Genomic DNA, 16,729 nt, shown 5'->3' on the forward strand with positions numbered 1-16,729 from the left:
GAACGGATCGGGGCGTGCCTGCAGTGCGACGTTGACACGCTCCTGGCCAACTCGACTGACGTCGTCGGCTTCCCGCGTTCGCCGACGGCAGCGGGCCTGTTCGCGCGCCGTGATGTGCATTGAAGCGCCCGAGACCCAGGGCCGGCCGGCCCTGGCGCTACCGCCCACCCGCTGATGCCGGCGGAGCGCGGTGGGCGTGCGGTACCTGGATCAACGAGACTTAACTGGAGTGGACAGCCATGCTGACAAGAATCGACATCATCAAGTGTCGCGCGGTGGTCGGTGGTGAGGTGACGCACTGGATCATGGCAACCGATACCGATGGCGACAACGAGGCGAAGGCTCGGCGCATATTCGAAGGCGAGCGGCTTCAAGACTTTGTCGAGCTCGCGCGCGCGATCGCCGAGGCACCCGACGCGGACCCGGGCGTGTTTACGTATGTCACCGCAGAGATGAGCATCGAGGACTGTGTTGCCTGGGCAAACGAGATGTGCGGCGAGGATTTTCAGATCCTACGAGGGGATGGCGATGCCGCCGGATGAGAGGCAGGTGCTTCCCCGGAGCAACTGGCGGGCCGGCCCCCCTGTATCAACGAGCGTTCGGCGCGGCCCGCGCCCCACATCCCTGCCAGGCTTGTCCTCGAGGTGACGCCCGACCTGGTGCCGGCCGTCTGGCCGTCTGGCCCGCTCGCATCGCCCTCCTGTTGCGCCAGGCGCGCGGCGGCCGGCCATGCCGGCGCCGGGCGCGCTCGTGCCGAGCGCGCATCTAATCGCGATCGCGCCATCCGATCGGGCGGCGTCGCCGCCGGCGACACGCGCCCGACTCGTCGGCGCTCATGTCCGGACGCAACACCGGCCGCGTCCCGCGCCCGTCCCGCGACCTCGTCGCCCTGACGAGACAGGCCTCAGACCTCTCAACCTGGATCCCACGATCGCCCGCCCGTGTCCGGCGGACCGAGCCCGGACGCCGTGCGCGACGAGCGTCGCACGGCCCCGGCCTCTTCAAGCGCTTTCGCGGCATATCCTCGCGCGCTGCGCGCACTCCGGTATTCCACGGTCGCTTGCCCGCCGTCCTCGGGCGAGCGCGCGCTGGCTCCAGGTAGCACGGTGCGCAAACGGAAGCGCTCCGGCTGCCCTGCCCTCAACTTTAGGAGCCAGCTGTGAGCCTTTTGTACAACGGCGACTGCCTTGTCGCGCTGCCCCAACTCGCCCGCGAATCCGTCGATTGCGTCATCACGGACCCGCCTTACCTGGTCAACTTTCGGGACCGCTCCGGCCGCTCGATCGCCAACGACAGCAATGACGAATGGCTCGACCCCGCATTCGTCGAAATCTACCGCGTGCTCAAGCGTGACACGGTCTGCGTCAGCTTCTACGGCTGGAACAAGGTGGACCGGTTCTTTCACGCGTGGAAGTCGGCCGGCTTTCGTGTCTGCGGCCACATCGTCTTTACCAAGACCTACGCATCGAAAGCCGGCCTGGTGAAGTATCAGCACGAATCCGCCTACGTGCTGGCGAAGGGCCGGCCGGCGGCCCCGGAAAACCCCATCGGCGACGTGCAGCGGTTCGAATACAGCGGCAACAGGCATCACCCCACAGAGAAGCCGGTTTCGGCCCTGCGAACCCTCATCAGCTCGTTTAGCAAACCAGGCGACACGATCCTCGATCCATTCGCCGGGTCCGGCTCGACGTGCGTGGCCGCCCGCGAGCTCGGCCGGCGCTATATCGGCATCGAGCTCGACGAGACCTATTTCGCCGCGGCGAAAACCCGCCTGTCGGCACCCGTCGCCGGCGCCGCGCTCGCGGCGGCCGCCTAACTCCCCAGTCCGAGGAAGACCACCATGCAACTCTTTGTTTCAGCCTACGCCGGGCTTGTCCGGCTCGATAACCTACCTGGCGACGAGAAGGGCGACTCAATCGATAGATGCCGCGTCCGATTCGCGGCCGCGCCGAAATACCTTCATCGTGCCGATGCCTTGCGCCTGGACCGCATCTATCGATATCACAACTCGTTCGAGTTCAGCCCAGGTACCTACGTCACGCATGACGTTTTCCGAGAACGCTTGGCCAAGGTGGCCGGTTACCCGGAAATCTCGTTCGGAGCCAGTTGGTGCAGCCGTACGATCGGCGCGATTGGGGCGAGCGGTGGTCTGTTCAAAGAACTGATCGATTTCTCGGTGACATCAGGAACGATCGGACCGAAGACCAGCGCCAAGCTGGCCGACGACTTCCGAGTTTTCATCGGTGCCGTCGACGCACAGGAGGATCCACTCTTTGCGGAGCTCTACCGCAATTGGTTCTTCGCTTTCAGCCTCGCGGCAAATAACGGCGCCGTGCAGCTTTCCTGATGAAACGGCTGGCCGCCTGCCGCGGCCGGCCCTACGAACTGAGAGGGCAATCATGCTTGAGTATCAAATCGCGGTGCTGATGGAAGCGATCGCACAACGCGCGTTCGGCGACGAGATCGAAGCGGTCTGGAACGCGGACACGGACATTGAGGTCGGGCTGGCATCGCTGCGATATGCGCTACGCGAGGCATTCGAATGTGGGCGGTCCGTGAAGTAGCCCGACTATGCCCGCGGCCGCTGGCGCGGCCGTGCGGGCCCTCTATATCCCCAGTCACGCGGCGGCCGGCCGTTGACCCGGCCGGCCGCCATCATCCGAGACACACATGAATCGCTTTTACATCAAGCATCTGCTGTGCGCGGTCGTCGACGCGCATTTCGCCAGCCGGCTATCCGGTACGAATGACGATGACGAACTGAGGTTGACGATTGGCGAACTCCTTCACGCCTTGCGCGAGGCTTTCGACCTCGGCCAAGACGTTCGGAGAAATTGACCATGACGAAGGACGAATTCGAGGCGCTGCTCGAACGCATCGCGTTCGAGCAGCTCGGAATCGATACGCTGGAGACGAGGCACGCGGATTCCCTGGACTTCCATGATTGCGCCGTCTGGTGTCTCCGGGACGCATTGATTGCCGCATTCGACGCCGGCGTCGAACATGCCCGCCGCCCTGGTGTCTTGTTGAGCTGAAGTGCGGGCGCCGACGCTGGCCAGCGCCGGCGCCTGGTCCCCGCGGCTCGCGGTCGGTCACCGCCCAGCTGATTATCCAGCCGTGCCGCCTGGCCGCACCTTGCGCGCCAGGCCTCGCCTGTCACGCAAGCCGCTCGCCGGCGGCCGGTGTCCCAGTCCGTTCGCTCCTGGGGCCTGGCCGCTCCCGCGGCCCGCCCCGGCGCTGGCCGCCCCCGCCAGCCGCGCGGCCTGCCGCGCGGAGGGGGCTCGGGCCGTCACCGGCCCGCGCCGGCGGGCACCGGGCTTCGGACCCGTCTCCCTACCTTCCATCCCCCGCGCCGTGGTGGCGCAGCCTTCGGACCGCCTCATCCCGACGCATAGCGCTGCGTGCCGGCAGCGCAAGGGTTCGCTACGCCGCGCCCGGCGCCCGTTCGGTGCTCGGCTTCGCCTGCGCGCCGCATGCGGCCTGGTTCGCGCCCCTGCGTTGCCTTCCCGCTGGCGCTCTTATGCGTCGAGGCGGCTCCGTAAGGCAGCGATTTTTCCACCACAGCAAGGAGGATCCATGAACGCAGTGATCACCGAAATCCCGGCACTCTCCCACGACGCGGGCGTTCCCCCCGCACCCCCCGAGGCCCACCAACAGGCAGGCGAAGAACGGCTCATTCCCTTGAAGCGTCTGGTCGCGTCCCCTTTCAACGTGCGACGCCGCAAGCGGACCGGTATCTCCGCCCTGGCGAACAATATCGCCGCTGTGGGCCTGCTGCAAAACCTCGTCGTGCATCCGATGAAGGTCGGTGCAAAGCGCGCGCAAACCTTCGGCGTGGCCGCAGGCGAGACGCGCCGGCTGGCGCTGCTGGAACTGGTCGATCGCGGCCTCACCGCCCCCGACGCCGAGGTCCGCTGCCTCGTCGTGTCCGCCGAGGCGGCCGTGCTGATCAGCACCAGCGAAAACGAGATGCGTGAGCCGATGCACCCGGCCGACCAGTGCGAGGCGTATCGTGTCCTGGTCGACGCCGGCCGCACCATCGCGGAAATCGCGCTGATCTACGGCACCAGCGAAACCCTCGTGCGCCAACGCCTCAAGCTGGCTCGCGTGTCCCCGAAGCTGGTGGACTTGTTCCGCGAGGACAAGATCCGGCTCGACCAGATGCAGGCGCTCGCCCTGTCGGACAGGCATGCCGAGCAGGAGCGCGCCTGGTTCGAGGCGCAACCCTACGATCGTGACGCGCACACGATCCGCCGCAAGTTCGTCGCGGGCGAACGGGACTTCCGCAGCAACCGCGTCGCGCGGTTCGTCGGCATGGACGCCTACGAGGCGGCCGGCGGGTTCGTGCGCCGCGACCTGTTCTCGCACGAGGGGGCTGCTTGGTACACCGATCAAGCCCTGATGGAGCGCGTCGCCGCCGAGCAGCTTGCGGCGATCGCCGCGAAGGTCCAGGCGGACGGCTGGGATTGGGTCGAGGTGATTCCCGTGCTCGACTACACCGCGCAAGCCTCGTTTCTGCGTGTCGTGCCGACCGTAGCCGAGCCGTCGGCCGAGCAGTGCGAGGAAATGGACGCGATCCAGGCGCGCCTTAGGGCAATCGCGGCGGAGCAGGCTGACGACGACACCGACGACGAGACGTATGAGCGCCTGGAGGAAGAAGCGACGGCCCTGGGCGTCCGCCATGCCGCGATCGAAGATTCGCTCGCTGTGTACACCCCGCTTCAAATGGCCGGCGCTGGCGCGATCGTCACCATCGACCACGACGGCACGCTCGAAATCCTGCGCGGCTGGACCCGCCGAGCTGACCCCGCGTCGCGCGGCGAGGGTGAATCGACCGATGGCGACGATATGGAGGTCGGCAGCGCGCCGCAACGTCCGCACACGGGTTCCGGCGCGCCGGCCTCGCCGGACGCACCCGACGCCAAGGGGCCGCATTCCCGCGCTCTCACCCTGCGCCTCAACGCTCGGCGCACCGCCTCGGCCGGCATGGCGCTGGCCCGCAATCCGCACGTCGCGCTCGCGGCGCTCGTCCATCGCTTCCTCATCATGGACTACGCGCCCGGTTCCGGCGGCAGCGCCATCGATATTCAGTTGCACAACCACACGGGCGAGATCGAGCGCAATGCGCCCGAACTGGCCGACGACTTGCCCTATCGCCTCGCCAACGAGCAGCGCGCCGCATGGGCCGGCACCGTGCCGCACGATACCGACGCGTTGCTCGCGTGGTGTGTCGATCAGACCGACGAGCGACTGCTGCTGATTCTCGCGCAATACGTCGGGGCCAGCGTCGATAGCATCACGGGCGACGAGGACGCGCACTGCGTCAATGCGCTGACTTCGGCTCTGAACCTGGATCTCGCCGACGACTGGAAGGCGACCCGCGCCAGCTACTTCGACCACGTGCCGAAGGCGCGCATCGCTGAGGTGGTGACCGCCGCCGTCTCCCCGGCCGAAGGCATGCGCTTGCTGAAGCTGAAGAAGGCGGAAGCCGCCGCCGAAGCCGAACGCCTCGTGAGCGCCACCCGCTGGCTTCCCGAGCATTTCGCCCTCGCGGAAACCCGTCCAAAGAGCCTTTGGCGACTCGCTGGCGCTTCGTCCGACCGGGATGACGACGGCGACCAGGACCAGGACCAGGACCAGGACCAGGACCAGGACCAGGACCAGGACCAGGACCAGGACCAGGACCAGGACCAGGACCAGGACCAGGACCAGGACGGCGCCCGCTCCGAGGTAACCGACGAGCAGCCCCGTGCCGACCAGGACACGACCTACGACGACGCCACCGTGGCCGAAGGCGAAGGCATGCCGCCGCGCGACTGATCCGTCCACCTCCGCCGGCGGCGCTACGCCCGCCGGCGGAATCCTCCCGGCTCGCCCTTGCGGGCCTTGCGGTCCATCGGCTCCTGTATGTCCTCCCCTTTCTCCCCGTTGTTCTCCTGCAAACGCTCACCGTTCTAGCCGTGGCATGGCGTGGCCTTGCGCCTTGTCGTGTCCTCGGCCTCGCAGGCCTGGACGTCTCCCTGCGCTTCGCTCCGGGCGGGGCTCTCGCGCTTCGCGTCGAGCCTCGCTGCGCGAGTCGCGCCCCTGGCGGGCTGACGCCTTCGCGCCGTCCCGGCGCTGCGCGCTTCGCTTGCTCGTGGGATACGCGCCCGCTGCGCGCGGGCGAACTGCCGGTCTAGCGGCCGGCTATGCCGGCCGAGGGCGCGCGGGGCAGATGCGCCCCGCGCGGTGTGGGTGCCTCGGCCGGGGAAAGCGTGTGGTTGCGCTCCATCCTTTTGCGCCGGCTTAAGCGCGTGGATCTGCCATCGGGAGCCGCCCCTTTTCGACGCATAGCGCACGCCGGCACGGGCACAAGGGTAAAGGCTGCGCTCCGCTTCGCCCACGTCCTCGCCCGTTCGGTGCTCGGCTTCGCCTGCGCTCCGCATGCGGCCTGCGGGCGCGCCCTTGCGCCCGTGCCGGCGTGCGCTAAACCCGCGTCGAGGCGGCTCCCAATGGCAGATCCACAACCCGACACAAAAGGACGAAACCGTGAGCGCAACCACCCCCGACCGAATCACCCACACACGCGCGGGCGTTCCCCCCGCACCCCCCGAGGCTCACCGCCTGGCAGGCATCCGTCAACCGGCGAATCGGCTTCGCGCAACGGCCGCCCACTGGCTCGGCTGCGCGGCCGACGCGCCGATTCGCGTGCTGCATCGCTGGGCGCGTCCGGACGACGACGCCCGCGCCGTCCGCTTGGAGGCCGTCATCGATGGCGCCACCAAGCGCATCACCCTCTTTCGTCAACCGTCCGGCGCATGGGCACCGGTCTGGCTCTAACAGGAGAACACGCAATGTCGAACCACGCTGATGACGTCGAAATCGCGGGCATTACGCCCGGGTTTTGCGCCACGCTGAGCCTGAACGGCTCGGCTATTCCCATGGTCGCGGTATGGCACGACGACGACGATCACGACCTCGCTTTCATGCTGCCGCGCGATACCTCCGTCGACCAGATTAACCAAGCGATCGGGATTTACGAACGAGCCTATCGCCAAGGTGAGGTGTATGGCGAGGCCAAGGCGAAGCGCGCGTTGCGCGAAGCGATCGGCCTCGGGCACCTGTAACCCATCCGCGCCGGGCCGCAACCCGGCGCATGTTCGACCACCACCAGGAGAAGATGAAATGCGAGGTCTCGATATCCGTGTCGCGTTCGTCATGGCCAAGCTTGCGCTGATCACCGACCCCACGAGGGAGGACCTGTTTTTCGTCGTCATGGATGCCCAAGCGCAAGGCTGGCACGACGAACAAGCTGGCGAAGCGCTGCCCGTCATGTTTGCCGACGAACCCATGCTCCGTGAAGCCTGGATGCGCGGCGCGAAAGCCGCTGAGATCGATGACGAGATCGCATCTTGCGACTGCTGCAACGACGGCGCTGGCGACCCTTGCCCACTCCACGACTAACTGCTGTCGCTCACCGCCCATCAACACTTTCGAGACCACGCCATGACCACCGCCACGAATCCCGTAATTGAACGACACCCGGCGATGCCGGGCGAAACCGGAGGCATGATGGAAACGACGGAAATTTGTCGAAGCAGCTACGACATCGCGCTCGATGCACGCGTCCAGTTGGCGGGATCCCGCCTCGCGCTTGTCGCGGGCGATGATGACCGCGCTCTTTGCATGCGCCGAGATGCGCGCATGAATGCATTCAGAAGCGGCCGGCTCGCGCGGCTTGAGCACAATCCGATGTCGTTCCAACTGGCGGATGAGCCGGAACTGGCGAGCCAGTGGCAGGACGGATTCGATTTCGTTGGCGCGGGCCTTCAGGTCTGGTCAGAGTGGCGTCCGACCAACCGAGGCTTTTCCGAGGCGCATTTGAGTGTCGTGCGGACCGAAGCCGGCTATATTCCCTCGCTCGACGTGACATATTGGCATGGCGAGCCCTCGATGCGTTCGCAGCACGCGCGGGCGACGCTGGCCGAGGCGATCGCCGACGCAGAGGCGATGCTGCGCGATTGGTATTTGGTCCAAGCCTAACCGACGCGCCGACAATTGGCGCACACCGAGGAGCGACGCAGATGGAAGCAAGTGCAATCACTATCGAGCAGGTCGAGACCGCGATCAACGCGTGGCGCGCGCGTCGTCCGAGCACCGCCGGCGATGCGAGACTGTGCCGCGAGGCGCGGATCCTGGCCGAGCCCTATGCATGGATGATCATGAATCGACAGGCCCAGATCGCCCTGGCGGCCCTGACGGACGAACAACGCGCCGCGCTTGACGGGCGGTCTGCCTGAACCGGATGGCGGGCGGCCGAATCGGCGGCCCGCCAGCTTGCCGAGCGCGCGGGAATTGTCCAGTTCGCGCCCTGCGCGAACGAATCGGGGCAATCTGGTGTCACGCAAATGCCCGTGACACCAGATTGCCCCTACGCCAGAACCGTCTGGCCTCGCTATGCCTCGGATCCCGGCCCGCCGGCCGGTGCCGCCGGCGCCGGCGGATTGTCCTGCACGGACGCCGCAACACCCAGCGCGCGCCGGATCCCGGTCAAGCCCGCTTTCCATTTTTCGGCCGGCACCACGTTGAGCTTTTCCGCCTTCAGTAGCTCGGCAATCGCGCGCTCGTTGCGCTCCACCTCCTGGCGCTCCTTCGCGCGTTTCTGCTCCTGAAGCCGCTTCAGCCTCGCCGCCGCTCTCTCGATTTCCTCGTCCAGCGACTTTGGCGCACGCGCCGTCTTTCCTGCATCTGCCGTCATGGCGTCTGTCACTCCATCTTGCCCCTCCCCCTTGCCGCGCAGTGTAGCGGAATTCGCCTGCGCAGCGTGAGGCACGACTCGGGTGGTGCGCTCGCGGCTGTCTCGACCGCTGGCCTTGCGCCGCCGTCGCCGCACGCCCCGTCGCTATCGCCAGCGCCCGAAGGCCGCCACCGGTTTTCCCGCGCCCTCGCCGCGCGGGCCGCCGCCCGCGAACCGTCGCGATCGCCGCCCCGCGCGGAACGCCCAGCCAGGGCGCAATGCGCGCATTGCGCCGCTCGAGCGCGGCGACCGCCACCGTCGCGGCCGCCGACTGGGTCATTGCCAGCGCCCGAACACCGCCGCTGGTTTTCCCACGCCGTCGCCGCGCGGGCCGTCGCCCGCGAGCCGTCGCGACCGCCGCCCCGCGCGGAACATCCAGCCAGGGCGCAATGCACGCATTGCGCAGCTCGACGTCGGCCGCCGCCACCGTCGCGGCGCCCGGCCTGGCCACCGCCAGCGCCCGAACGCTGCCGCCGGTTTTTCCCAAGCCGTCGCCGCGCGGGCCGCCGCCCGCGAGCCGTCGCGACCGACGCCCCGCGCGGGACACCCTGCCAGGGCGCAATGTGCGCATTGCGCAGCTCGGCCACGGCGGCCGCAACCGTCGCGGCCGCCGACCAGGTCACCGCCAGCGCCCGAATGCCGCCGCTGGTTTTTCCATGCCGCCGCCGCGCGGGCCGCCGCCCGCGAACCGTCGCGACCGTCGCCCCGCGCGGAACATCCGTCCAGAGCGCAATGCGCGCATTGCGCAGCTCGAGCGCGGCGGCCGCCACCGTCGCGGCCGCCGGCAGGGTCACCGCCAGCGCTCGAACACTGCCGCCGGTTTTCCAAAGCCGTCGCCGCGCGGGCCGTCGGCCGCGAACCGTCGCGACCGACGCCCCGCGCGGAAAGCCCAGCCAGGGCGCAATGCACGCATTGCGCGGCTCGATGTCGGCCGCCGCCACCGTCGCGGCGCCCGCCCTGGCCACCGTCAGCGCTCGAACACCGCCCCCAATCGTCCTGCGCAGTCACCGCGATGGGCCGGCCCGCTACTTCGGCCGCGCCCCGGCCCATCGCGGAACACCCAGCCAGGTGCGCCGCTCGCGCTGCGCACGATCGCCGATGGCGGCCGCCACCGTCGCGGCCCCCAACCCCGGCACCGCTCCGCCTACCACAGCGTTCTCGATCCTCCATGCGCCCTCGCACCGTCGCGCCGTCTACCGAATCCGCGCACCGGGGCAGGTTTCCCACATAACCACCGGTCCCCGCGCTTCATCCGTTTTCCACAACCAACACCGTTGTGGAAAACGGCGCGCGGCCGACGCTCTTGCGATGTAGATCCATCGCAGCGTCGGTCCGGACCCGTGGATATGTGGAAAACCTGCGTGGCATAACCACCGCCCGCGCTCCGAATTTTCAACCTGACATGCACTGCCTGCGCTCTACCACCTCGCTTCCCATTTGCCGCACAGAGGACGGATCGACGTGTGCCTTCATTTGCTGCTTTTTCTCCCTGTGCTTCCCACTGTGCGATGCTGGCAAAACGCCTCTGTGCTTCAACCAGGCAAACGCCTCAGCTGCGACGAAATCTCACTTCGGCTGGCTGCGATGATGATCGCTACGCCTGCTGAAAAAACGGTTCCGTCCGGACGTGGCCGGTCTGCACCATCCAGATACCGTCCGTCCAGGGGGCGACCCGTGGGGCAAGCCCCACCCCCCGGCCAGACGGTCACACACCACGCAACTGCGTTGCGGGTGCGTAGAGCCTTGCTGCGCAAGGCTCTACGCTGGCAGACACCGAAACGTTATCGCGCCGACACCGAACGAAGTATCAAATCGTCGCAACCCTTATCGCGTAAGGCGGGAATGCGTCAGACAAACAGCGCATGCTCAGCACTAGGGTGAAAAAAGCGACGCCGTGAGGACGAAAAATGGGCATCGAAAGTTCGATTCGGATTCCATAATGTCTGACACCGAACCGATGCTTTTCGAGCAAGTCTTTGATTCAGCGAAAAGAAATTAACCAAGCCCGCGCGTGGCCGAAAATTGAAGACGTCGGACACCGAAATGTCTGGCGATCCGATATAATGACGTAACTATTTGATTAGCTGGCCTCATTCGAAGGCCAGTCGGGGAAAAATGGGGTGATGTGTCTGTTGAGGCGCATATGCCACGTTCCAGTCATGCCGGCAAAGGCAAATCCGACCGTATTACTCTCCGCTTCGACAAGCCCACCAACGAGTTCTATCGCAGAAAAGCCAACGAGGCTGGCGTCTCGGTGTCCGAGTATTGTCGACAAGTTCTCGCTCAGGGCGTCATGAACGACAATGTCGTTCAGCTCGAAAAGCGGCTCACGGCGCTGCTCGCCCTGTTCCCGGATCCCGCAAAAATCAACGGCAACCACGCCAGTGGCGCGCCAAACGGTTCGGGGCTCATGCTGCCGGCCGAGATCGTGCGAGCGACGTTTTTCAGCCAGGAGGTGCTCAAGGCCATCGCCTCCAAGCAGAACCAGCAGATCTTCTACGACGCTCAGGATGCCGCCGAGGCGGAAACCCAGAAATTGCTGGGGGCCGCCCATGTCTGATCCCCGCGCTCCAGGTAGCCTCGCAACGTTTTCGCGCGGCACGATCTTGTGGTGGCAGCAGGCCAAGCTATTGACCAGCGCCATCGTCGCCGTGCTCGTTTCCGCTATCGTCGTGGGCGTGCTCGCCGGCGGCGCCTATCTCTACCTGGTCTCGTCCGCGCAGACTCGCTATCTCGCCATCAAACACGTCGAGGCCGAATTCCTCACCGTCGTGCCCATGGCGAATCCGGATGTTTCGTTCCATTTTGGTGAAGACGTCACCACTCTCCCACCGGACGCAGCGTTGTCTTTTACCGAGGAAGCCGCCGACGAGTTTTTCGTCTACGCCCGAAACGCTGCACTCTATGCCGTGCTCACCACCATCGGCGTTTTCATCTTCGCTGTCATCTTCTGGATGGAGTACGGCCGCGGCAGGCTCACCGACAAGCAGATTCGCGGCGCCCGGCTCGTCAAAGCCAAAGAGCTGACCAAGGAGCTGGAAGCGCAGGACGACGCCAGCCCGTACCGCATCGCCGGCGTGCCTATGCGAAAGACCGCGGAGAACCTCAATTTGCTCATCGCGGGCGCACAAGGCACGGGCAAATCCCAGCAGTTCTTTGCGTTGATCGACCAGGTCCGCGCTCGGGGAAGACGCGCCATTGTGTACGACACCTCCGGCGAGTTCACCGCGACCTACTTTCGCGAGGGTAAGGACATCATCCTCAACCCGTTCGACGCGCGTAGTCCCAATTGGAACGTCTGGCGTGAGATCCAGGAGGACTACCATAACGACGGTATAGCGGAGGGCATGATCCCCATCCCGCCCAACGTCCCGGATCCCTTCTTTGCCATGGCGGGGCGTATGGTATTGAAGGACACCATCCGTGCCTTGGGCGAGTCCGGAAAGCGCACCAACGCGGCGCTTTACAGGGCCATCGCCCACAGCAACCTGGAGGAACTGCATGCCATTTTGATCAAGCAGGCCGCCGCCACCTACGTGGACCCGATCACCGAACGCACGGGTATGAGCCTCAAGATGACCGTGCAGAACCAGCTCGACTGCTTCCGATATCTGCATGACGAAGGTGAGTCGTTTTCGATTCGCGAATGGGTGCAAAACGACGATCCGAAAGACGATTCGTGGCTGTTTATCTCCTGTAACGAGGAGCAAAAACTCGCGATCTTGCCGCTGATCAGTTTGTGGTGCGATATCGCCATTCGGTCGCTTCTCACGCTTGAGCCTACCCATAGCGAGCGCCTGTGGTACTTCTATGACGAATTGCCGACGCTGCAGAAGCTTGAAATCATGAAGCTCGCTGCTACGAATATTCGAAAATTTGGCGGCTGCTTCGTCATCGGCCTCCAGGACTTCTCGCAGCTCTTCCAGATTTACGGCGAACACCTGGCCAGAACTATCATCTCCGGATGTCAGACCAAGCTCCTGTTGCGCGTCACCGATGGCGACGCCGCAAAGGCGCTGGCCAACGCGATCGGTCAAGCCGATCTCGACGAAAAAGAGGAAAGCGTCAATCTCGGCATCGACGAGCGCCGCGACGGCATGAGCGTTTTCGCCCGACGCAACCTCCGTGACCTGGTGCTCTCTTCCGAAATTCTGCGCTTGCCCGACATGCAAGGCTATGTGGTGACGCCTGGGCCTTATCCGATTGCCCGGGTCAAGTATCGCTACGTGCCACATGCAAAAATCGCCAAATCGTACATTCCTCGCAAATCGTTCGGTTTGGTGCTTCCCCCGGGGGACGGCGCCGCAGCGGCCCCCGTGACTGGTGCCGCGCCCGCGTCTGCGTTGACGGCGCCGGCCACCGCATCCGCGCAGCAGGCGTCAACGCCCCCGGCCGCGGCCGCCACGCAGACAAAGCCGACGCAGCCGACCCAGCCCATCGCGCCTGTTCAAGCACCAGCATCGTCCGAATCCCAGGGCGCGCCCGAGCCTACAGCGGCAAGCTCGGCGCCGACGCCTTCACCGACGCCAGGTGATGCGGGCACGAGCTCGCCCTCCGTGGTTCGATCGGGCTCGGATAGCGCGAACCGCATCGTTCTTCCATCGGGGGCGGTGGTCGACGGGGACACCGGTGAGGTCCAGGGCAAGGTCTCGCCTCAAGATGGCCAATCCGACCGCGGTCAGTCCGGCTCGCTTGGCTTCGATGACCTGTTGAGGTAACCCGCCATGATGAGCATGCACAACGTCAGCAGTGTCGGGGGCGCCCTCCACTATTTCTCGAAGGACAATTACTACACGACCGAAGAGGGGCTCGAGCATTCTGGCTGGTTCGGAAAGGGGGCGGCCACCCTCGGCTTGAACGGACAGGTGGAGCGGGATGCGTTCTTCAAGCTGCTCTCTGGCCAGGTGAACGGCCAGCAGCTCGGGCGGGTGGTGCTGGACGAAAACGGCGAGCCCGAGGTCATGCACCGGCCCGGGATCGATTTGACGTTTTCCGCACCCAAGAGCGTCAGCATTGCGGCCGAGGTGTTCGAGGATCGCGACGTCCGGCTGGCCCACGAGGAAGCCGTCAAGGATGCGCTGGAGTATGTCGAGGAGTTTGCCGCTCAGGCCCGCAAAACCGTCGACGGCGAGACCTTGGCCGAACCGACCGGCAACCTGGTTGTCGCCCTCTTCCGCCACAACACGAGCCGTGACCTTGACCCGGATACCCATACGCATGCCCTGGTCATGAATGCCACCCAGCGCGCCGATGGCGAGTGGCGATCCCTCACCAACGACGAGCTCTATGTGCAGCAGAAGGTGATCGGCGCGATCTACACGTCGTCGCTTGCCCGTAGCCTTCAGAAGCGCGGCTACGCCATCACGGCGCCGGACGCGAATGGGAATTTCGAGCTGGTCGGCGTCACCCGCGAGCAGATCGAACACTTCAGCCAGCGCTCGGCCGCGCGCGATCGCTGGCTGCGAGCGAATGGGATCGACCCCGCCACCGCGACAGCGGCCGAGAAGGAGCGTGCCGTGCTGGCGACCCGCGAGCGCAAGGTCGACGTCGACCATGCGGCCCTGTCCGAGAAGTGGCGCGATCGCGCCCAATCCGTCGGGCTGGACTACGGCGGCATCGAGGCGAAGGCGCGGGAGGCACGCGAAGCTGGGACTGACGCGCGCGTGGTGCAACTGTCCGGCGTGGACGCCTTGCGCTTTGCGGCCGCGCACCTCGGCGAGCGCGAGATCGTGTTGAACAAGCACGACATGGTCCAGACGGCGCTCGAGCACGCCGTCGGCCGCACCGGCCCGAAGCAGATCCTCGGCGCCTACGACAAGCTGGTCGAGCAGGGGAAGATCGTGAAGCTTCCCGATGGCAACATTACGACCGAGAAGATGCTCAACACCGAGCGGTGGACGATCGAGACCGCCCTGGCGCAACGGGGAACCACCCCAGCGATCGCGCCGGCCGAGCTGGTCAAGGCCCGGATCGACCAGGCCGTGGAGGCGGCTCGATTGGAGCGCAACGATCCGACATTCGACTACACGAGCGGCCAGCGGGGAGCGATCGAGCATGCCCTGACCAGCGAAGACCGCATTGTCGCTGTCCAGGGTCTCGCCGGCGTCGGCAAAACCACCATGGTCAAGGCTACTGTCCGGATCGCGCAGGAGCGGGGATATCTCGTTCGCGGCATGGCGGCCACCGGCCAGGCCGCCAAGCAGCTCGAGAACGATTCTGGGGTCAAGGCCGACACGGTCACCATGTTCGAGATCCACGAGCAACGCCGGCAAGACGATCTCAAGCTGCTGCGCCAGTACGTGCCGGACCTCAAGCGCGAGCCCGAGCTCTGGCTCGTCGACGAATCCTCGTTCCTCGCGCAGCGGCAAATGGCACGGCTCTTGAAGATGGCCGAGCGCGCGGATGCCAAGGTCGTTGAGCTTGGCGACCGGCTGCAGCTGCAGGCCATCGAAGCCGGCAAGCCGTTCGAGCTGCTCCAGGACGAAGGTGTGGCGACCGCCCAGATGACGGACATCCAGCGCCAGAAGAATCCCGAGCTGCAGCAAGCGGTTGCAATCACGGTCGGCACGGCCGACCTGGCGCCGGGCGAATCCCTCACCGACCTGAACCTGTCGCGCAATGACCGGGCATTCGAATACCTCCAGCGGGCCGGCCGGGTGACCGTGGAGGAAAATCCCTCCGACCTGATCGACATCATCGCGCGGGAGTATGTCGAGCGAGGAGAAAAGCGCGATCAGACGATCATCATCACGCCGTTCAATGATGACCGGGTCAAGATCAACGACGCCATCCGGGACCGGCTGCGCGACCGGGGCGAGATCGGCTCGGACGAATCGACCGAGACCATCCTGACCTCATACGGCGACATGACGCGGGCGATGCAGAAGGAGGCGCAGTATTACAAGCCGGCCATGGTGGTGCGTTTCGGGCGCGACTACCAGAAGATCCTCGCCGCGCGCGGCGAATACATGTCGGTCGTGGAGACGCGGGCGGACGAAGGGATCGTCGTCTTGCGCAAGGCCGACGGATCGCTCATGGAGTGGGAGCCCAAGAAGTACAACAAGGTCGAGGTGTATCAATCGGAAACGCGCCGGCTCGCCGAGCGAGATGTCATCCGCTTTACGCGAGGCGACGAGCTCGTGAAGAACGGTCACGAGGCGACGGTGGTCTCCCTCGAGAAGAGCCAGGCCATTGTTCGGCTGGCCGACGGCGAGGAGATTCCGTGGGATTTCGACGCACAACGTCATTGGGATCACGCCTACGCCGCGACCGTCCACGCGGGCCAGGGCGCGACGCGTGAGCAAGCCATGCTTCACATCCCTGCGCATAAGCTCGAGTGGGATGCGGAGGACGAACGCCGTCAATCCGATATCGCCATGACTGTGCGGCGGATCTTCGGCGACCGCAGCTTCTACGTCGGACTCACGCGCGCCGTCGATGACCTGCAGGTATTCACCACCGATGCAGAAAAGGCCCGCGCGGCCGTGACCCGGCATCAGGACAAGACCAGCGCGGTCGAGACGCTGCGCGAGCACGAGCTCGCCGAGCAGACGAACAGCCAGCCTCAGCGCCAGCGCCGCCAGCAAGCAGTCCAGCAGATGCAGATCGAGCCGGATTGACAGTGCCGCCGGGCTGGGATCGTGACGGCCCAGGGAGCGCGCGACTAGACGAGGCTCGACAATAGACGGCACCCGCATGTCGCGTGATGCCCATGCCGAGCGATCGGCACGCCCGCATCCGTGAAAGACGTGTCGCCATCCTCGATGACGTTGGGCGACACGTCCGGGTGCTGCGGACAGGAAACGCGGTCTCCCTTGCGGGCGACGTACCGGCCGTCGAATTGCATCGTCTGCGACCCGGTTTCCACCTTGCCGCCATGGTCGGTGTCGTCGCCTATTCGAATGAGATTTATCATCGCAAGTGGGATCTCGATGTGCCGACGCTATAGGGACG

Annotated in this window: 17 protein-coding genes; 15 read left to right on the forward strand and 2 right to left on the reverse strand. The window is 65.8% G+C overall.

Annotation, left to right across the window (positions count from 1 at the left end; translation table 11 throughout):
* Positions 1–239 precede the first annotated feature (239 nt).
* The 12 genes from FB600_RS29635 (at position 240) to FB600_RS29680 (ending at position 8,279) form a co-directional block, all read left to right on the forward strand.
* Entirely contained in the window at positions 240–542 is a 303-nt protein-coding gene (locus FB600_RS29635; protein WP_145757884.1) for a hypothetical protein, read from the forward strand.
* Positions 543–1,159: 617 nt separating this feature from the next.
* Positions 1,160–1,816 (forward strand): DNA methyltransferase, encoded by a 657-nt coding sequence (locus tag FB600_RS29640; protein WP_145757883.1) that lies wholly within the window; start codon positions 1,160–1,162, stop codon positions 1,814–1,816.
* A gap of 24 nt (positions 1,817–1,840) precedes the next feature.
* A complete protein-coding gene (locus FB600_RS29645; protein WP_145757882.1) occupies positions 1,841–2,347 on the forward strand; it encodes a hypothetical protein in 507 nt (168 codons plus the stop codon).
* Between the two features lie 52 nt (positions 2,348–2,399).
* Positions 2,400–2,564: a hypothetical protein gene (locus FB600_RS37355; protein ID WP_013691795.1), complete on the forward strand. Its 165-nt coding sequence runs from the start codon at positions 2,400–2,402 to the stop codon at positions 2,562–2,564.
* A 106-nt stretch (positions 2,565–2,670) separates the two neighbouring features.
* On the forward strand, positions 2,671–2,838 hold the full coding sequence (locus tag FB600_RS37360; protein WP_155301561.1) for a hypothetical protein: 168 nt from the start codon (positions 2,671–2,673) through the stop codon (positions 2,836–2,838).
* Positions 2,839–2,840: 2 nt separating this feature from the next.
* A complete protein-coding gene (locus tag FB600_RS29650) occupies positions 2,841–3,035 on the forward strand; it encodes a DUF6900 domain-containing protein (protein ID WP_145757881.1) in 195 nt (64 codons plus the stop codon).
* Between the two features lie 541 nt (positions 3,036–3,576).
* Positions 3,577–5,820 carry a ParB/RepB/Spo0J family partition protein gene (locus FB600_RS29655; RefSeq protein WP_145757880.1) on the forward strand — a complete coding sequence of 748 codons (2,244 nt, stop codon included), beginning with the start codon at positions 3,577–3,579 and terminating at the stop codon, positions 5,818–5,820.
* A 708-nt stretch (positions 5,821–6,528) separates the two neighbouring features.
* Entirely contained in the window at positions 6,529–6,819 is a 291-nt protein-coding gene (locus FB600_RS29660; RefSeq protein ID WP_230676299.1) for a hypothetical protein, read from the forward strand.
* Positions 6,820–6,833: 14 nt separating this feature from the next.
* Positions 6,834–7,106, forward strand: a complete 273-nt coding sequence (locus FB600_RS29665) for a hypothetical protein (protein WP_145757879.1) — start codon at positions 6,834–6,836, stop codon at positions 7,104–7,106.
* 58 nt (positions 7,107–7,164) lie between these two features.
* Positions 7,165–7,443, forward strand: a complete 279-nt coding sequence (locus tag FB600_RS29670) for a hypothetical protein (RefSeq protein WP_145757878.1) — start codon at positions 7,165–7,167, stop codon at positions 7,441–7,443.
* A gap of 42 nt (positions 7,444–7,485) precedes the next feature.
* Positions 7,486–8,022 carry a hypothetical protein gene (locus FB600_RS29675; RefSeq protein WP_145757877.1) on the forward strand — a complete coding sequence of 179 codons (537 nt, stop codon included), beginning with the start codon at positions 7,486–7,488 and terminating at the stop codon, positions 8,020–8,022.
* A gap of 41 nt (positions 8,023–8,063) precedes the next feature.
* Entirely contained in the window at positions 8,064–8,279 is a 216-nt protein-coding gene (locus tag FB600_RS29680; RefSeq protein WP_145757876.1) for a DUF3717 domain-containing protein, read from the forward strand.
* Positions 8,280–8,434: 155 nt separating this feature from the next.
* On the opposite strand, the gene FB600_RS29685 is transcribed toward FB600_RS29680, so the two are convergent.
* Positions 8,435–8,737, reverse strand: a complete 303-nt coding sequence (locus FB600_RS29685; protein ID WP_145757875.1) for a hypothetical protein — start codon at positions 8,735–8,737, stop codon at positions 8,435–8,437.
* Positions 8,738–10,919: 2,182 nt separating this feature from the next.
* Between FB600_RS29685 and FB600_RS29690 the strand changes: the two genes are divergently transcribed.
* From FB600_RS29690 to mobF, 3 genes are read left to right on the forward strand one after another with little or no spacing between them, the layout of a single operon-like run.
* Entirely contained in the window at positions 10,920–11,336 is a 417-nt protein-coding gene (locus FB600_RS29690) for a hypothetical protein (protein ID WP_145757874.1), read from the forward strand.
* A complete protein-coding gene (locus tag FB600_RS29695) occupies positions 11,329–13,494 on the forward strand; it encodes a type IV secretion system DNA-binding domain-containing protein (protein ID WP_145757873.1) in 2,166 nt (721 codons plus the stop codon). Before FB600_RS29690 ends, FB600_RS29695 begins: the two co-directional genes overlap by 8 nt.
* A gap of 6 nt (positions 13,495–13,500) precedes the next feature.
* Positions 13,501–16,395, forward strand: coding sequence for a MobF family relaxase (mobF, locus tag FB600_RS29700; RefSeq protein WP_145757872.1), 2,895 nt, complete (start codon positions 13,501–13,503; stop codon positions 16,393–16,395).
* A gap of 44 nt (positions 16,396–16,439) precedes the next feature.
* Here mobF and FB600_RS29705 read toward each other — a convergent pair whose 3' ends face one another.
* Positions 16,440–16,691, reverse strand: a complete 252-nt coding sequence (locus tag FB600_RS29705) for a PAAR domain-containing protein (protein WP_145757871.1) — start codon at positions 16,689–16,691, stop codon at positions 16,440–16,442.
* Between the last annotated feature and the right edge of the window lie 38 nt (positions 16,692–16,729).

The organism is Burkholderia sp. SJZ089 (genome assembly GCF_007828315.1).
GTDB classification, from domain to species: Bacteria; Pseudomonadota; Gammaproteobacteria; order Burkholderiales; family Burkholderiaceae; genus Burkholderia; species Burkholderia gladioli.